At 71.3% G+C, this 15,495-nt stretch carries 11 protein-coding genes and 1 riboswitch; of the genes, 4 read left to right on the top strand and 7 right to left on the bottom strand.

What is annotated here, in order from left to right; all coding sequences use genetic code 11:
• Window position 1: 1 nt before the first annotated feature.
• From BN39_RS02280 to BN39_RS02290, 3 genes are all read right to left on the bottom strand, one after another.
• Window positions 2-1,975 carry a biotin carboxylase N-terminal domain-containing protein gene (locus BN39_RS02280; RefSeq protein WP_019200735.1) on the bottom strand — a complete coding sequence of 658 codons (1,974 nt, stop codon included), beginning with the start codon at window positions 1,973-1,975 and terminating at the stop codon, window positions 2-4.
• A 6-nt stretch (window positions 1,976-1,981) separates the two neighbouring features.
• Window positions 1,982-3,514 carry a carboxyl transferase domain-containing protein gene (locus tag BN39_RS02285; protein WP_019200736.1) on the bottom strand — a complete coding sequence of 511 codons (1,533 nt, stop codon included), beginning with the start codon at window positions 3,512-3,514 and terminating at the stop codon, window positions 1,982-1,984.
• 195 nt (window positions 3,515-3,709) lie between these two features.
• The gene (locus BN39_RS02290) at window positions 3,710-4,315 is read right to left on the bottom strand and encodes a TetR/AcrR family transcriptional regulator (RefSeq protein WP_040766412.1); all 606 of its coding nucleotides are present in this window, start codon (window positions 4,313-4,315) and stop codon (window positions 3,710-3,712) included.
• Between the two features lie 60 nt (window positions 4,316-4,375).
• Window positions 4,376-4,546, top strand: a riboswitch (M-box (ykoK) riboswitch).
• 224 nt (window positions 4,547-4,770) lie between these two features.
• Here BN39_RS02290 and BN39_RS02295 point away from each other — a divergent pair.
• Both BN39_RS02295 and BN39_RS02300 read left to right on the top strand, forming a co-directional pair.
• Entirely contained in the window at window positions 4,771-5,493 is a 723-nt protein-coding gene (locus tag BN39_RS02295) for an MgtC/SapB family protein (RefSeq protein ID WP_019200738.1), read from the top strand.
• 342 nt (window positions 5,494-5,835) lie between these two features.
• Window positions 5,836-6,840, top strand: a complete 1,005-nt coding sequence (locus BN39_RS02300; RefSeq protein WP_040765755.1) for a M23 family metallopeptidase — start codon at window positions 5,836-5,838, stop codon at window positions 6,838-6,840.
• Window positions 6,841-6,921: 81 nt separating this feature from the next.
• Here the strand turns inward: BN39_RS02300 and pcrA are convergent, their stop codons facing one another.
• The 3 genes from pcrA to BN39_RS02315 form a co-directional block, all read right to left on the bottom strand.
• Window positions 6,922-9,330 carry a DNA helicase PcrA gene (pcrA, locus tag BN39_RS02305; protein WP_019200740.1) on the bottom strand — a complete coding sequence of 803 codons (2,409 nt, stop codon included), beginning with the start codon at window positions 9,328-9,330 and terminating at the stop codon, window positions 6,922-6,924.
• 135 nt (window positions 9,331-9,465) lie between these two features.
• Window positions 9,466-11,304, bottom strand: a complete 1,839-nt coding sequence (locus BN39_RS22015; RefSeq protein WP_159103220.1) for a hypothetical protein — start codon at window positions 11,302-11,304, stop codon at window positions 9,466-9,468.
• Between the two features lie 168 nt (window positions 11,305-11,472).
• Window positions 11,473-13,266, bottom strand: coding sequence for a hypothetical protein (locus BN39_RS02315; protein ID WP_019200742.1), 1,794 nt, complete (start codon window positions 13,264-13,266; stop codon window positions 11,473-11,475).
• Between the two features lie 43 nt (window positions 13,267-13,309).
• Between BN39_RS02315 and BN39_RS02320 the strand changes: the two genes are divergently transcribed.
• Window positions 13,310-13,594 (top strand): chorismate mutase, encoded by a 285-nt coding sequence (locus BN39_RS02320; protein WP_019200743.1) that lies wholly within the window; start codon window positions 13,310-13,312, stop codon window positions 13,592-13,594.
• A gap of 62 nt (window positions 13,595-13,656) precedes the next feature.
• Here the strand turns inward: BN39_RS02320 and BN39_RS02325 are convergent, their stop codons facing one another.
• Window positions 13,657-14,757 (bottom strand): NAD(P)/FAD-dependent oxidoreductase, encoded by a 1,101-nt coding sequence (locus BN39_RS02325; RefSeq protein ID WP_019200744.1) that lies wholly within the window; start codon window positions 14,755-14,757, stop codon window positions 13,657-13,659.
• Between the two features lie 76 nt (window positions 14,758-14,833).
• On the opposite strand from BN39_RS02325, the gene BN39_RS02330 reads away from it, so the two are divergent.
• Window positions 14,834-15,493, top strand: coding sequence for a TetR/AcrR family transcriptional regulator (locus BN39_RS02330; RefSeq protein ID WP_019200745.1), 660 nt, complete (start codon window positions 14,834-14,836; stop codon window positions 15,491-15,493).
• The last annotated feature ends 2 nt before the right edge of the window (window positions 15,494-15,495 follow it).

Genomic DNA, 15,495 nt, shown 5'->3' on the forward strand with positions numbered 1-15,495 from the left:
CTCAGTTCTCTCCCGCTTCGTTCACCGTGACCGTGGCCAACACCTGCGCCGCGGTCACCTTGTCTCCCACACGAACCGCGACCTGCACCGTGCCGTCGTGCGGCGCGGTCAGCGGCTGCTCCATCTTCATCGCCTCGATGATCACCAGGGTGTCCCCCTTCGCGACCCGCTGACCGTCCTCCACCGGCACAGCGACCACGGCGCCCGGCATGGGGCTGGTCACCTCGTCGTCGTGCTTGCCGTCCCGGTCCTTGGACGCCCACCGCGCGAGCGTGAGCTCGTGCGTGCCGTCCTCGCCGCTCACCCAGTAGGTCCCGCCGTCCACGGTGACCGTGACGGGGGTGGTGAAGCCGTCCACGGACAGCCGCTCGCCGTCCAGGCGCGCGCTGCCGGACCACGGCGCACCGTCGCCGCCCTCGACGGTGACGCGGTCCCCCAGGACCGCGACCTCGACTGCGCCGGCGTCCGGCCCGGCGAACCGGATCACGGTCGGGGCCGCTCCCCCGATGCGCCAGCCGGTCTCGGTCCCCCAGGGGCCCGTGCCCACGGCGTCGGCGACGGCGGTCAAGGCCGCGGCCGCGTAGGCGCGGACCGTCGGCTCGGGGCGGGTGTAGGTGGGCGCCAAGCGGTCCAGCAGCTCGGTGTCGAGCCTCCCGGTCACCACGTCGGCGTCCGCGAGCACGAACCGGCAGAAGTCGACGTTGGTGCGCAGGCCCGTGAGCTGAGTCCCCGCGAGCGCCTCGTCGAGCCGGCGCAGGGCCTGCTCGCGGTCCTCGGCGTGCACGATGACCTTGGCCAGCATGGGGTCGTAATCGCTGCCGACCACGCTGCCCGCGGTGATGCCGGTGTCCACGCGGATCGGGCCGTTGCGCCGGTGCCGCGGATAGCGCAGCGCCGCAACGGTTCCGCCCGTGGGCAGGAACCCGGCGGCTGGGTCCTCCGCGTACACGCGCGCCTCCACGGCGTGGCCGGTGAGCGTCACGTCCTCCTGCGCGATCGCGAGCTTCTCGCCGTTGGCGACGCGGATCTGCTGCTCCACCAGGTCCACTCCGGTCACCAGCTCGGTGACGGGGTGCTCCACCTGGAGGCGGGTGTTCATCTCCATGAAGAAGAATTCGTCGGGCCTGTGCGCGGAGACGATGAACTCCACCGTGCCCACGCCCGTGTAGCCGACCGAGCGCGCCGCGTCGCAGGCGGCGCGGCCGATGCTCTGCCGGGTGGCCTCGTCGAGCAATGCCGACGGGGCCTCCTCGATCACCTTCTGGTGCCGGCGCTGCAGCGAGCACTCGCGCTCACCGAGGTGGATCACGTTGCCGTGCTTGTCCGCCAGCACCTGCACCTCGATGTGGCGCGGGGTGTCCACGAAGCGCTCCAGGAACAAGGTGTCGTCGCCGAAGGCCGCGGCGGCCTCGCGACGGGCCGCGGCCAGCGCCGCGGGAAGCTCGGCCGGATCGGCCACGCGGTGCATGCCCTTGCCGCCTCCGCCCGCGCTGGGCTTGATCAGTACGGGGAAGCCGATGTCGTCCGCCGCCGCGATGAGGTCGGCGTCGGTGAGACCCGGGCGGCTGATGCCGGGCACCACCGGGACGTCACGCTCGACGACGGCGGCGCGCGCGGTGATCTTGTCGCCCATGGTCTCGATGGATTCGACCGGCGGGCCGAGGAACTCGATGCCGGCGTCGGCCAGGCCGCGCGCGAACGCGGCGTTCTCCGAGAGGAATCCGTATCCGGGGTGCACCGCGTCGGCGCCGGTGGCGCGCGCCGCGTCGATCACCTTCTCGATGCGGAGGTAGCTCTCGGTGGCGGCCGCCGGACCGAGCCGCACCGCCTCGTCGGCCATCCGGACGTGCCGGGCGCCGGCGTCCGCGTCGGAGTAGACGGCGACGCTGGCGATCCCCTGCTGCTGCAGGGTCTCGATGACCCGGCAGGCGATCTCGCCGCGGTTGGCGATGAGGACTTTCTCGATCTTGGTCATGTCAGCTCACATCCGGAAGACGCCGTAGGAGACCTCGGGCAGCGGCGTTCGGGACGCCGCGTCGAGCGCGAGGCCGAGGACGGTGCGGGTGTCGGCGGGGTCGATCACGCCGTCATCCCACAGCCGCGCGGTGGAGTAGTAGGCCTGCGACTGGCGGTCGAACTGATCGCGCACGCCCTCCTTGAACTCCTCGATCCCGTCCTTGTCCCGGCGGACGGAGGCGAGGGTGTCCGCGGCCTGCGGGCCGCCCATGACGGAGATGCGCGCGTTGGGCCACATCCACAGGAATCGCGGCGAGTACGCGCGGCCGCACATCGAATAGTTGCCGGCGCCGAAGGAACCGCCCACGATCACGGTGAACTTGGGGACCCGGGCGCACGCGACGGCGGTGACCATCTTCGCGCCGTGCTTGGCGATGCCGCCCTCCTCGTACTGCCGGCCCACCATGAACCCGGTGATGTTCTGCAGGAACAGCAGCGGGATGCGGCGCTTGTCGCAGAGCTCGATGAAGTGCGCGCCCTTCTGGGCCGCCTCGGCGAAGAGGACGCCGTTGTTGCCGATGATGCCCACGGGGTGGCCGTGGATCCGCGCGAAGGCGGTGACCAGCGTGGTGCCGAACAGCTCCTTGAACTCGTCGAATTCGCCTCCGTCGGCGATGATCTCGATGACCTTGCGCACGTCGTAGCCGATCTTCGGATCGGTGGGCACCACGTCGTAGAGGTCGGTCTGTGGGCGGGCCGGCGGCAGCGCGGGGCGCACGTCCCACTGCACCTCGCCGACGGGGCCGAGCCGGCCGACGATCTGCCGCACCTTCTCCAGCGCCTCGTCGTCGGAGTCGACGAGGTGGTCGGTGACGCCGGACTTGGTGGAGTGCATGAGGCCGCCGCCGAGGTCCTCCGCGGTCACGTCCTCGCCCGTCGCGGCCTTTACCAGCGGCGGGCCGGCCAGGAAGATCGTGCCCTGGTCGCGCACGATGACGGTCTCGTCGCTCATCGCGGGCACGTAGGCGCCGCCCGCGGTGGAGCTGCCGAGCACCGCGGCGATCTGCGGGATGCCCGCGGCGCTCATGGTGGCCTGGTTGTAGAAGATGCGGCCGAAGTGCTCGCGGTCGGGGAACACGTCGTCCTGGTTGAGCAGCATGGCGCCGCCGGAGTCCACGAGGTAGACGCAGGGCAGGCGGTTCTGCATCGCGATCTCCTGCGCGCGCAGGTGCTTCTTCACCGTGATCGGGTAGTACGTGCCACCGGAGACCGTCGCGTCGTTGGCGACGATCATCACCTGCCGCCCGGAGACGGTGCCGATGCCGGCGACTGCGCCCGCCGAGGGCGCCTTCCCGTCGTACATGTCCTCGGCAGCGAGCGGCGCCACCTCGAGGAACGGGCTGCCCACGTCGAGCAGCCGGCGGATGCGCTCGCGGACCAGCAGCTTCCCGCGGCTCACGTGCCGCTCCCGGGCGCGCTCGCCGCCGCCGAGAGCCACCCGGTCGAGTCGTTCGCGCAGTTCGGCGACGTTCGCCTCGTGTTCCTCGCGGAATGCCACAGAAGACCCCTTTGAGTTATCCGCCATTAACCGAATGCCAGAGTAGCTGTGACGCGCGCCACCTGTCCACCCCCTCACAATTGAACACCGTCACGGCGAGCAGAACCGCAGGTCAGAAAAACCGCCACGGCGTTCTATCGCGAGGGGCGGGTGCGACGAGAGGCACGCAAGGGGTGGGCGCGGCGAGGGGATGGGCTAGACGCCGAGAGCGCTGCGGGCCTTCTCGCGGAGGAGGGCGCGCAGACGGGGCTGCGGCATCGTCGGCAGGCTCGGCGCGGCGTTGAGGAGGCCGAACACGGCGTGCACCGCGGCGCGGTTCTCCACCGGGTCACCGCCGATCCGGGTGAGCTGATCGGCCCAGATCTCGACGTACTGGCGCTGCAGCCGGCGTACCTGCTTCGCGGACTCCGGCGCGAGCGACCACAGGTCCCGGTACTGGACGCGGATGAGGTCCGGTTCGGACGTGGCGAAGTCCACATGGAAGTCGACGAGCTCGCGGAGCGCCTCTCGCGGATCGTCGCCGTGCTCCTCGGCGACCCGGCGGCCACCGTCGTGCAGGTACTCCGAGATCTCCACCAGGAGCGCGGCCAGGACGTCCTGCTTGCCCGCGAAGTGGCGGTACATCGCCGGACCGGAAACCCCTGCGGCAGCGCCGATGTCCTCGAGCCGCACGCCCGCGAACCCCCGCTCGGCCATGAGGGTCGCGGCGGCCGCGAGCAGTTCGCGGCGGCGTGCGGCCTTCGCCCGCTCCCGCGCGGTGCCGGGACCGTTCTCCGGCGCACCGGCCGTACGTACCTCCATGGCGGGCCACATTACTCGGCTTGTCGGGCGCGAACCCGCATGTCATGCTGGAGCACGCAAGGCGCCAATCGTTCGCTGAGGCTCCTTCGCGGAAACAGGCCAGCGACCCCGAACGTCGAGAGACGCCCCGGGTCAGGACAGGTTCATCCGGATTAAGGGTGAGCCCCGATTGGCTCCCGTCCCCACGGGTTCACGCCGCGAAGTGCTGAAGGTCTGACATGGAGGGGCGCACTTCTTCACTCCCTCCTCCGGCGCGCGGAAACGAACCGCGGAGGTGATGCACGTGCCCGACGACAGTCGCAGTCGACCGATCGGCGCCCTCCGCCTCACCGCGGACCCGCGCTGAGCCGCACCGTGTTCGGCTGATCGCCGAACGACGATCCACCCTTCACGCACGCCTCGCCGCCGCCGTCGCGCCGGCGCGATTCGGCGTGCCCTCGTCCGGAGGCACACCCATGAACACGACCACCCACCTCACCACCGTCGACATGGTGCTCCGCATCCTCGCGGGCGTCGGCTTCGGCACCCTGATCGGCCTCGAGCGCCAGTACCGCGCACGAATGGCCGGACTCCGCACCAACGCCCTCGTCTCGCTCGGGTCGGCGCTGTTCGTCGTCCTGTCCGCGTTCGGCTTCGACGGTGGCGACCCCACCCGCGTCGCGGCGCAGATCGTCTCCGGCATAGGTTTTCTCGGCGGCGGCGTGATCCTCCGCGACGGGCTGTCCGTACGCGGACTCAACACCGCGGCCACCCTGTGGTGCTCCGCCGCGGTCGGCGCGCTCTCCGGTTCGGGGCTGTACCTCGCCGCGGCCGTGGGCACCGTCGCCGTGGTCGCCGTGAACACCGCGCTCCGCTCCGTCGGACACGTCATGGACAGGGCACCCGACACCGGCAAGGAGGCGCCGAGCCGCTACGAATTCGTCGCCGTCACCCGCGACGAGGACGAGGCCCACGTGCGCGTCATGCTCGTGCAGGCGCTCTCCCGCACCGCCTTCCACCTGCAGTCCATCGGCTCCAGCAACACCGCGGGCGGCCAGGTGGAGGTACGCGCCACGCTCACGTCCGACGGCCGCGACGACCGCGGCCTCGAGACCGCGATCAGCCAGCTGAGCATGGAACCGTCGGTCACCGCCGTGCGCTGGGACGTGCTCACGGCCCGCGACGAGGAGGACCTGTGACCGCCGCGCGGATTCGGGGCCGACGCCGCCGGGGTCCACGCGTCGATTGCAAACGGTCAGGGACGGTGCGGAGCGCCGGGAACTGCCCGGAGCGCCGCACCACTACGACGCCGACGACGACCACGTCCGGCGCGATTCCCGCAGTTCACGATGCTCATGATGCCGATGTGGAATCTCATTGTGACCCGCCCCACACTTGAACACGCGCGTCTCCTAGAGGTTGTCTCGTCGCAATCATTTCGTTATCGTCGACGGGAGCTGATCACGAAGCGGTCACGATCGAGACGTCACCGGACCGATTTTCGCGGTCCGAAGTGCGGTTTTACGACTGGAGTAGCGAGTATGACACGGAGTCGCGAGGCTTCCCGCGAGGTGCGCGCAGACGGCGCCACGCAGGTTCTCGACAATGAGTCGATCACCGCGATCATCCCACTCGATGAGATCGAATCCCGCCTCGAGGAGGCGTACGCCGAGACCTGGGCCGACGCGCCCGAGGCCGAGAACGCGCTGGTCTACCGTCCCTCCAAGTCGGAGCTGACGCAGGACCTCATGATCCCCGAGGTGCTGTTCACCGGCACCCCGCGCTTCGATTCCCCCGTCGAGGACGAGACCGCGCTCCTCGAGTCGCCGGAGATCGCCCCCGAGGTCGCGCCCGAGCCCGTCCGCCGTGGCGGCAAGCACCGCGTCGCGCCCGCCCCGCACGCCCTCAAGGGCCGCGCCGCGCTCCTCGCGCTCGCCGCGGGGGCCACCGTCGCCGGTGCCGCCGTCGCCAACACCTCCTCGGAGGGCCCGGCCACCTCGCAGCAGCCCGTCGCGCCCCCGTCGGGCCCGGAGGCCAACGCCGGCCGCGCCGCCCCGCTCCCCGCCGCCCAGGACATGGACCAGTTCGCCGGCGCGCTCGCCGGCGGCAAGGCCCGCAAGGACGCGGACGACAAGAAGGTCATCGACTCGATGCGCCCGAAGGTCACCGCACCCGTCAACGGCGCGCAGCTCACCTCGAACTTCGGCACCCGGTGGGGCGCCCAGCACGGCGGCCTCGACCTGGCCGCCCCGCTCGGCACCCCGCTGTTCGCCGCCGCCGACGGCGTCGTCGAGGAGGCCGGCCCCGCGTCCGGCTTCGGCATCTGGATCAAGGTCAAGCTGACCGACGGCACCACCCTGGTCTACGGCCACATGTACAACGTGAACGTCCAGAAGGGCCAGACCGTCAAGGCCGGCGACCTCATCAGCTGGGTCGGTAACAACGGCTACTCGACCGGCCCGCACCTGCACTTCGAGGTCCACACCCCGGACGGTGCGAAGATCGACCCGCAGGCGTGGCTCTCCGAGCGCGGCGTGCGCGTCTGACACGGCCTTCACGAGAAAGGGCGCCCCGATGGGGCGCCCTTTCTTGCGTTCACGGGCCGGGTGGCCCCACTCCGCCCGCCGTCAGAGCTTCTCCATCGGCAGCCCGCCGAACGTCATCAGCGTGACGGTGCCGGCGGAACCGAAGTCGAACGTCGCCCGCTCCATCGGGCCCGCACCCGTGATCGCGGTGACGGTGCCCAGGCCGAACGAATCGTGCGACACCCTGTCTCCGACGGACAGCGACAGCTTGTTCGCGCGGCGCGAGGGGCGCGCCTTCTTGGGCTGCCAGCCACCGTCGGCCCCCTGGGACCGGCCCTGACCGCCCCACTGCTGGCCGCCCCAGGACTGCCGGTCGTGGCCGAACGCGCCGCGCTGGCCGCCGAACTGCGATCGCTTCGGCTCCAGGCGACGCCAGTCGATGAGGTGCTGCGGGATCTCCGCGAGGAACCGCGACTCGGGGTTCTGCATGGGGTCGCCCCAGGTGGAGCGGATCATCGCGCGGGAGAGGTAGAGGCGCTCGCGGGCGCGGGTGATGCCCACGTAGGCGAGGCGACGTTCCTCGGCGAGCTCCGTCTCGTCGCCCAGCGCACGCATGTGCGGGAACTGGCCGTCCTCCCAGCCCGTGACGAACACGACGGGGAACTCCAGGCCCTTCGCGGTGTGCAGCGTCATCATGGTGACCACGCCGGCCTCACCGTCCGGGACCTGATCGGCGTCCGCGACCAGCGAGACCCGCTCCAGGAACGCCGCGAGCGAGCCCGGCTCGGGCGCGCCCTCCTCCGCGACGACATCCGTGAAGTCCTGCGCGGAGAACTCCCGCGCCACGCTGATCAGCTCCTCGATGTTCTCCAGCCGAGCGCCGTCCTGCGGGTCCGAGGAACCCTCCAACTCCGCGCGGTAGCCCGTCTTCTCGACCACCGCGTCCAGCAGGTCACCGATATCGGAATCCTCGTCCGCGCCGATCCGCCGCAGCTCCGCCATGAGGCCGGAGAATGCGGCGATCGCGTTGCGCGAGCGCGGATTCAGCATGGCGACGCCGCCGTCGACCGCATCCTCGACGGCCTGGCTGAACGTGGTGCCGCGGTTCTCCGCGTGCACCGTGAGGCAGGCCTGGGCGCGGTCGCCGATGCCCCGGCGCGGGGTGTTGACGATGCGCTGCAGGCTGACGGTGTCGTTCGGGTTGTCGATGGCACGCAGGTAGGCCACCAGGTCCCGGACCTCCTTGCGCTCGTAGAAGCGGACGCCGCCGACCACCTTGTAGGGCACGCCGTGGCGGATGAACACCTCCTCCAGCGCGCGGGCGGCCGTGTTGGTGCGGTAGAAGACCGCGACATCGGAGTACTTGATCCCGTTGTCCGCGAGCGAATCGATCTCGGAGACCACGAAACTCGCCTCATCGTGCTCGTTGTCCGCGACGTAGCCGGTGATGAGGGCACCGTCACCCTGATCCGTCCAGAGCTTCTTGTCGCGGCGGCCGGAGTTGCGGGAGATCACCGCGTTCGCGGCCGAGAGGATGGTCTGCGTGGAGCGGTAGTTCTGTTCCAGCAGAATCGATTCCGCGTTCGGGAAATCCCGCTCGAACTCCTCGATGTTGCGGATGGTGGCGCCGCGGAAGGCGTAGATGGACTGATCCGCGTCACCCACCACGCAGAGCTCGCTGGGCGTGACGCCGTCCGCGTCCGTCTCCAGGCCCACCAGCTCACGCACCAGCACGTACTGCGCGTGGTTGGTGTCCTGGTACTCGTCCACCAGCACGTGCCGGAACCGCCGGCGGTAGTACTGGGCGACGTTGGGGTGCGACTGCAGCAGCGCCACCGTCTCACCGATGAGGTCGTCGAAGTCGAAGGCGTTCGCGCCGCGCAGGCGGGCCTGGTACGTCCCGTAGACCTCGGCGACGGTGACCGCGAACGGCTCCCCCGTCTTCGCGGCGTCCGCCGACGCCTCCTCCGGGCCGATCAGCTCGTTCTTGAGGTTGCTGATCTGCGTGGCCAGCGCGCGCGGCGCGAACTTCTTCGCGTCCAGCCCCATGTCCTTGACGATCATGGTGAGCAGGCGGCGCGAATCATCCGCGTCGTAAATGGAGAAGTTGGAGTTCATCCCCGGCAGGAGGCCGGCCTGGGCCCGCAGGATGCGCACACACGTGGAGTGGAACGTGGAGATCCACATGATCTTGGCGCGCGGACCGATGAGCTGCGCCACGCGCTCACGCATCTCCGCCGCGGCCTTGTTGGTGAAGGTGATGGCGAGGATCTGGCCCGGGTGCATGCCGCGTGCGGCCAGCAGGTACGCGATGCGGCGGGTGAGCACCGCCGTCTTCCCCGATCCCGCGCCGGCCACGATGAGCAGCGGTGCCCCCTCGTGCAGCACCGCCGCACGCTGCTGCGGGTTCAGCCCTTCCAGCAGCTCCTGGCCGCGTTCCTGCTTCTCCGGCGGGCGGGAGAAGGGCGTGCGCTGGCGGAGTCCGGACTGCTGCGGTGCTGCGTTATTCATCTCCCGCCCAGCCTAGCCGCCACCCCTGACAGGTTCGGGTCACGACTCCACGTCGTCGCGAAAATGCACGGGAGAGGCCGGACGCGGCCATAGTGGTCGCGTCCGGCCTCTGGAGCGAATATTCGCGAGGGGGGGTCAGGCCGCGGCAGCCTCGGAGCCCGCGCCAGAGCCCGTGTCCTCGGCCTCCGCACTGCCCGAGCCGGCCTCACCCGAGCCCGCGCCGGATTCCTCGGCGGGAGCCTCGGTGGCCGGCTCCTGCACGTCGGTGGCGGGAGCCTCGGAGGCGGGCTCCTCGGAGGGAGCCTCCGGGGCCTCAGCTGCCGGCTCCTGCACCTCGGCAGGCGCTTCGGTCGTGGGCGCCTCGGTCGTAGGCGCTTCGGTGACGGGCGCCTGGGGCTCGGCATCCACAACCGGCTGGGCGGTGGGCTGGGTGTCGGGCCGGGCGGCGGGAGTCTCGGCGGGCGACGAGGAGGAGGTGTCCGAGACCTTCTCCGCCACAGACTCCTTCGCGACGGCGACACTCGCCGCATCGTCGGCCGGTGCCGGCTCGGCGCGCCCGGTCAGTTGATCGGCGATGTTGCCGCCGATGATCGACAGGGCGGGCAGAAGCCCTGTGCTGTAGGGAGACCCGCCCGGCGTAACCAGGTTGGTGTTGACGAACGTCGCGACCTTCTCGATGCTCGCGACGAGCGCCGCCACCACCTTCGTCGGATCGCCGGTCGCCATCGCGGTCACCACGTCCTGGGCGCCCTTCAGCGCCATGGTCGGGGTGTCGAACAGGAGCATGAGCGCCGCGTTCCCGCCGCCGATGAACGCCGCCTGCGACTCCGGATCGGCGAGCCCCGCGCCGATCGGGCCGAGGTACGGGTTCACGAAGTCGGCCACGGGCATCCCCAGCCCGAGCAACGAGAGCAGGGTGATGCCCTTGGCCTTCGCTGCGACGTCGCCGAAGCCGCCGGCCGGATTGCCCGCCGCCACCTTGGCCAGCATGGTGGCGAAGACGTCGCCGACGCTGGGGATCCACGCGCCGTCACCGGTGAACTGCTCGATCACCGGCCCGAGGCCCGCCTGCAGCTGCTCGAACAGTGCACCGAAGTCCGGGAACGCGGGCAGGCTCGGGACCGCGGTGGGGCTCGCCGCCGGCGTCGACGCGGAGACCGTCGAGAAGGCGACCCTCGTGCCGTCCTTGGTGGCGAACGGGCCCTGCGAGGCCCAGTCCGATCCGGCGATGCCCGCGATGATCGCGGGGAGCAGGCCCGCGGCCCCCGCGATCGCGCCGCTCTCGCCGAACAGCGCGCCGATCACCTTCTCGTTCGCGTCCGACATCGTGCTCAGCATCGACGTCATCGCCGCGTCCAGGTTCCCGGCGCGCAGCTCCGTGAAGGCCGCAGCGACGCCGTCCAGGACCAGTCCGGGTACGTCGATGGCGCTGGACAGCGGCCCGAGCGCCATGAGGATGAGCGGCAACGTCGCCGCCTTGAGACCGTCGGCCAGCGGCCCGAGCTGCCCACCGAGCTCGTCCATCAGCGGCAGCAGGCCGATCGCCGGGGTGAGGAGCGAACCCGTCACCGTCGTGGCGAGCGTCGTCCACGCCGCGCCGAACTCCCCGTCGGCGATCTGCTGCTGCGCGCGTTCCAGGTTGGCGACGAGGTGCTCCTCCAGGTACCCGAGGAGCGCCTCGCCGAACTCGCCGCCCGCGCCGACGATCGTGGCGCCGTTCCCGAGCTGATCGGTGACGAGCTTCGTGAGTCCCGTGACGGGGTCGGTCACGAACGTCATGCCCGAGGCCAGGGCCCAGTTGGCGAGGGCGCTCGCGGCGCCGGAGACGTCCTGGACGATCGGCGGCACGGCGGGGGCGGTGATGCCCGCGGCGGACGCGGTCATCGGCACGGCGACCAGCGTGGCGGCGGTGGCCATCGCGACGCCCGCCCCGGCGTAGCGATGGGAAGTGAGATGTCGACCTGCAACGTTCATGAACAAGCCCTTCGAGACCCAGAAGTGAGTGAGTCCGATCACAGTCGATTCGGACGGATCGGACCATACGCCCACGCCGTGGGCTTTACGACCGATTCTCAGAAGCTTTGAGACACTGAACGCCGCAGTGTCGCAGCATCGTACCCACACCGTGGGTATAGCGCCAGGTCAGCGGGGCGCGGGGTTCGGAGCCGGGTCCGGGATCGAGCGCGGGATCAACAACCCGACTGGGCCACCCGACACGCACGCAAGCAGCCCCTTCGTCTCGGACTGCGCGACCAGCCCGTCACCGGTCCCGGGCACCCGCACGTACAGGGTGTGCGGGCCGCGCTGGACGGGCACGCGCACCGTCGGACCCGCCCGGCCCTGGCGCAGCGTGATCACGCCCGGCGCGGACGCGAGGTAGTTGAGCTCGACGACCCACTCCCAGTACGCGAGCGGCCCCTCGTACCGGAGGGTGGCGGGCGCACCGTCGTCGACGCGGGTGCCGCAACCGGGCATGTCCCCCGCCGGGACCGAGCGCACCCGGGTCACCTTGCCGGGCACGAACCGGCCATCCTCGTCGACGACGGTGGCCTCGGTCGACGTGGGCCCGAACCGCGGCCGCTCGGGCAGCGTGCCGGTGACGTGGGAGATCAGGTTGTCCGGATAGCGCAGGCGCACCAGGACGTCCTGGTAGACCTCCTGCTCCAGGACGGGGCGATCGGCGTACTCGCGGGCGCCGGCGCGCAGGTTCTCCAGATACGCACCCGTCGGGTTGTCCGCCCAGACGGGGGCGAAGCGCAGCGTCGACACGCTGCTGCTCACCACGAAGAACACGACGACAGCCGTCCACAGCCGGGGCGGCAGCGGCCGGTGCCGGGTGCGCGCGGTGAGCACCAGCGCGCCGGCCAGGCTGAGCACCCAGCCGAAATCGGCGAAGTAGCGCAGCGACATCGGCAGCAGCGCCGAGGTGTACTCGGAACTGCGGAGGAAGAACACCGGCGCCGCCGACAGGCAGAAGTAGCCGGCGGCGAAGCCCCACGGCGCCAGTGCCCGCGGGGTGCGGCGCCACGTGACCCACAGGATCGCGGCGATCGCGAGCAGCCCGACGACGGTGATCACGACGTCCGGCACCACGACGGGTGGCCCGGGGTTCTCCCGCCGCCACGTCCACGGGCCGCCGAGCGCGGCCGGCGCCACCACCGAGTTCACCGATCGGAACAGCGCCTTCGAGGTGAACTGGATCGTGTGCTGGCCCGGCCGCGACGCGGTCATCGCGAACCACACCGCGAACCACCCGATCGCGACTGTGCCGTACGCGGCCCACAGCGGCCACCCGCGGCGCAGCACCGGCCGCACCGGGCGCCCGCGCAAGTACGGCAGCAGGCACACCGTGGCGACCGCGACGATGGGGATCACCAGCGCCTTCTCGAAGAACAACAGCGCGCCGACGAATCCGAGCATCGCCCACAGCAGGGAGAGCCGGTTGCCGCGCACGTACCGCACCGTCTCGGCCACCGCGATCGCGAGGCCGATCTGCAGCGGCAGCGCGTTGAGTCCCGACGCCCACCACGCCATCGCGGTGAGCGTGAGCGGCGAGAACAGCACGAACACCAGGGGCACGAGCACCATCGGGCGCCTTCCCGCCACGATCACCAGCGCGCGCAGCGTGGTCAGCGAGGCGACCGCCTGCAACAGCAGCAGCGAGCCCGCCGCGACCGGCCAGCTCAGCGGCGCCGCCTTGGTCAGGGCGGCCGCGGTGACCAGGGTGCCCGGCATGAGATGGCCGTCGTAGTCGGTGAACCACGCGTCGAGGTCGCCCAGCGGGCGGGAGGCCCGGCCCAGGAAGGCCACGTCGTCCCAGTAGAAGTTCCCGCGCGCCAGCACGTAGCCGCGCAGCACGAGCTGGAGCAGGATCAGCAGGGCGGCCCCGCACCACAGGATGCGGCGCGGGGTCAGCGCAGTGGTCGTACCCGGCACGGTGCTCGATGGTAGGTGCCGCACCTGTGGAAAAATTCTCAGCATGAGCACACCTGACGACACCGGCGCGCAGACTCCCCTCGCCGAGGAGGAGATCGCGGCCCTGCGTGAGGAGATCGACCGCCTCGACGCGGAGATCCTCGCCGCGATCAAGCGCCGCACCGAGGTGTCGCGGATCATCGGCCAGACGCGCATGGCGTCCGGCGGGCCGCGGCTCGTGCACTCGCGCGAGATGAAGGTGCTCGACCGCTTCTCCGAGCTCGGCCGGGAGGGCCACACCCTCGCGATGCTCCTGCTGCGGCTGGGCCGGGGCCCGCTCGGGCGGTAACCCGCGCTCCCCGGGCCCGACGGTCCGCCGCACGCTCCCGCCCGGCCCGACGGGGCGCCGGCTCAGCCGGTGAACATCGCGACGAACCCGTGCGGCGCGCTCTCCCCCACCACCAGCTCGATCGCCCGCTCCGCCTCGCGCGCGGATTCCGCACTGCGGGCGAACATCTCCGCCTCGTAGCGCGCGAGCGCGACCTCCGGATCGCCGGGGTTCTCGACGAGGGCCCGGGCGAGCTCGGCACCGTCGAACATGGCGAGGTTCGCGCCCTCCCCGGCGGGCAGCATGAGGTGCGCGGCGTCGCCGATCAGGGTGACGCCGGGGACGCGGTCCCAGCGGATTCCCACGGGCAGCACGTGCAGCGGGCGCGCGGTGAACGGGATCTCCACGTCGGTGATGAGGCGCCGCAGGTCCGGCGACCAGTCCGCGAACTCGGCGGCGAGCTCGTCGCGCGCGGACAGGTCGATCGCCTCGATCTCCTCGAGCGGACGCACCAGCTGGATGTAGCTGTGGATCACGTCGAGCGGCTCGCGGTGCGCGCCGAGGCAGGCGCCCGGGGCGAGCGCGAACAGTGCGCCTCCGCCGACCACCCCGGCGATCTCCGGGTGCCGCCGGTCCACGTCGTAGAGGTAGCCGTCGATGATCGTGTTGCCGCTGTAGACCGGCCTCGCGGCGGTGAGCAGCGGGCGAACCCTGGACCAGGCACCGTCGGCGCCGACCAGCAGGTCCGTCCTGATCGACGGTGCGCCGGCGAACCGCACCTCGAACCCGCCGCCCGGGAGGCGGCGCGCGCCGTCGACCTTGTGGCCCCAGCGGATCGCTCCGGCGGGGAGGGAGTCGATGAGCATGCGGCGCAGCTCGCCGCGGAGCACCTCGGGGCGGCGGCCGGCGCCGTCGTCGGGCTCGTCGAGGAGGACGGTGCCCTCGCGGTCGACGACGCGCATGGCCTCGGCGCCCTCGTGGATGAGGGACCGGAACTCGGAGGTGAGCCCCGCGGCGGCGAGCGCGACCTGCCCGTCGTGGTCGTGGATGTCGAGTTGCCCGCCCTGGGCGCGGGCGCCGGGTGAGGCCTCCGCCTCGTGGACCACGGCCTCGATGCCGTGGACGTGCAGGACGCGGGCCAGCACCAGGCCGCCGAGCCCGGCCCCGATGATCGTGACTGTCATCCCGCCCTCCTCCGTGTTTGGAACGTTGTTCCAAAACAGTTTGGAACAACGTTCCACCTGTGTCAAGATCGATGCCGTGCCCAGCCGTGCCCGGCGCTCCGACGCACTGACCAAGGACCGCATCGTGGCCGCGGCGATCGAGATCCTCGACGCCGAGGGCCCCGGCGCGCTGACCTTCCGCGCCCTGGGCGCGCGACTGGAGACCGGCAGCGGCGCCATCTACCACCACGTCGCCGGCAAGCGGGAACTGCTCGCCGCGGCCGCCGACGCCGTGCTCGGCCCCGTTCTCGCCGCGCCGAAGGACTCCGACCCCCGCCAGGCAATCCGCGCGCTCGCGCTGCGCCTCTTCGACACCATCGACGTGCACCCGTGGGTGGCGCCGCAGCTCGGCGCCGACCCGCGCCAGCCCGCGAACCGGCTCGTCGCCGAGCGCATCGGCGCCGCGGTCATGGCTCTGGACCCACCGGAGAAGGACCTGTTCCACGCCGCGTCCGCGGTGGAGAGCTACATCCTGGGATCCGCGAGCGAGAACGCGGCGAACGCCCGCAACCACATCGAGCCCGGCGCGCCCGACCGCGAGCGGTTCCTCGGGGAGATCGCGGCCGAATGGCGTGCGCTGGACCCCGGCGAGTTCCCGTTCCTGCGGAAGATCGCCGCGAGCATGGCGGACCACGACGACCGCGAGCAGTTCCTCGCCGGCCTGGACCTGATCCTCACCGGCATCGCCGCGCTGTGACC

The organism is Tsukamurella sp. 1534 (genome assembly GCF_000312385.1).
Lineage (GTDB): Bacteria > Actinomycetota > Actinomycetes > Mycobacteriales > Mycobacteriaceae > Tsukamurella.

What these genes read in the sequence shown, in the direction of transcription:
- BN39_RS02280 (WP_019200735.1), bottom strand. Translation starts at nt 1,975, where the DNA reads ATGACCAAGATCGAGAAAGTCCTCATCGCCAACCGCGGCGAGATCGCC.
- BN39_RS02290 (WP_040766412.1), bottom strand. Translation starts at nt 4,315, where the DNA reads ATGGAGGTACGTACGGCCGGTGCGCCGGAGAACGGTCCCGGCACCGCG.
- BN39_RS02295 (WP_019200738.1), top strand. Translation starts at nt 4,771, where the DNA reads ATGAACACGACCACCCACCTCACCACCGTCGACATGGTGCTCCGCATC.
- BN39_RS02300 (WP_040765755.1), top strand. Translation starts at nt 5,836, where the DNA reads ATGACACGGAGTCGCGAGGCTTCCCGCGAGGTGCGCGCAGACGGCGCC.
- pcrA (WP_019200740.1), bottom strand. Translation starts at nt 9,330, where the DNA reads ATGAATAACGCAGCACCGCAGCAGTCCGGACTCCGCCAGCGCACGCCC.
- BN39_RS22015 (WP_159103220.1), bottom strand. Translation starts at nt 11,304, where the DNA reads ATGAACGTTGCAGGTCGACATCTCACTTCCCATCGCTACGCCGGGGCG.
- BN39_RS02320 (WP_019200743.1), top strand. Translation starts at nt 13,310, where the DNA reads ATGAGCACACCTGACGACACCGGCGCGCAGACTCCCCTCGCCGAGGAG.
- BN39_RS02325 (WP_019200744.1), bottom strand. Translation starts at nt 14,757, where the DNA reads ATGACAGTCACGATCATCGGGGCCGGGCTCGGCGGCCTGGTGCTGGCC.